Consider the following 995-nt stretch of genomic DNA (forward strand, 5'->3'; position numbering starts at 1 on the left):
ACCATCGGCCACGTTGACCACGGTAAAACCACCCTGACCGCCGCCATCACCAACGTGCTGGCCAAGCACTTCGGTGGTAAAGCTTTCGCCTTCGACCAGATCGACAAGGCGCCGGAAGAGCGTGAGCGTGGTATCACCATCAACACCTCCCACGTAGAATACGACACCGCCATCCGTCACTACGCGCACGTAGATTGCCCAGGTCACGCCGACTACGTTAAAAACATGATCACCGGTGCTGCCCAGATGGACGGCGCGATCCTGGTAGTAGCTGCGACCGACGGCCCGATGCCGCAAACTCGTGAGCACATCCTGCTGGGTCGCCAGGTTGGTATCCCTTACATGATCGTGTTCATGAACAAGTGCGACATGGTAGATGACGAAGAGCTGCTCGAACTGGTCGAGATGGAAGTTCGTGAACTGCTGACCGAATATGACTTCCCGGGTGATGACCTGCCGGTAGTCCGTGGTTCCGCGCTGAAAGCGCTGGAAGGCGACGCAGCATGGGAAGAGAAGATCATCGAGCTGGCTAACCACCTGGATACCTACATCCCGGAGCCGGAGCGCGCAATTGACCTGCCGTTCCTGATGCCTATCGAAGACGTATTCTCCATCGCTGGCCGTGGTACCGTAGTTACCGGTCGTGTAGAGCGCGGTATCGTCAAAGTCGGTGAGACTGTAGAAATCGTCGGTATCAAAGACACCGTTTCTACCACCTGTACCGGTGTTGAAATGTTCCGTAAGCTGCTGGACGAAGGTCGTGCAGGCGAGAACATCGGCGCGCTGCTGCGTGGTGTTAAGCGTGAAGACGTAGAGCGTGGTCAAGTACTGGCCAAGCCGGGCTCCATCAAGCCGCACACCAAGTTTGAATCTGAAGTGTACGTGCTGTCCAAAGAAGAAGGTGGTCGTCATACCCCGTTCTTCAAGGGCTACCGTCCGCAGTTCTACTTCCGTACTACCGACGTGACCGGTACCATCGAACTGCCGGAAGGCGT

The 995-nt window shown here is 56.7% G+C and carries 1 protein-coding gene; it reads left to right on the forward strand.

Annotated elements, in window-relative coordinates; all coding sequences use genetic code 11:
* Positions 1 to 995 (forward strand): elongation factor Tu (gene tuf, locus BN1118_RS12655; protein ID WP_052449197.1); only part of this gene is annotated, 995 nt, incomplete at both ends.

Origin of the sequence: Aeromonas bestiarum, from assembly GCF_000819745.1 — a bacterium.
Classification (GTDB): domain Bacteria; phylum Pseudomonadota; class Gammaproteobacteria; order Enterobacterales; family Aeromonadaceae; genus Aeromonas; species Aeromonas bestiarum.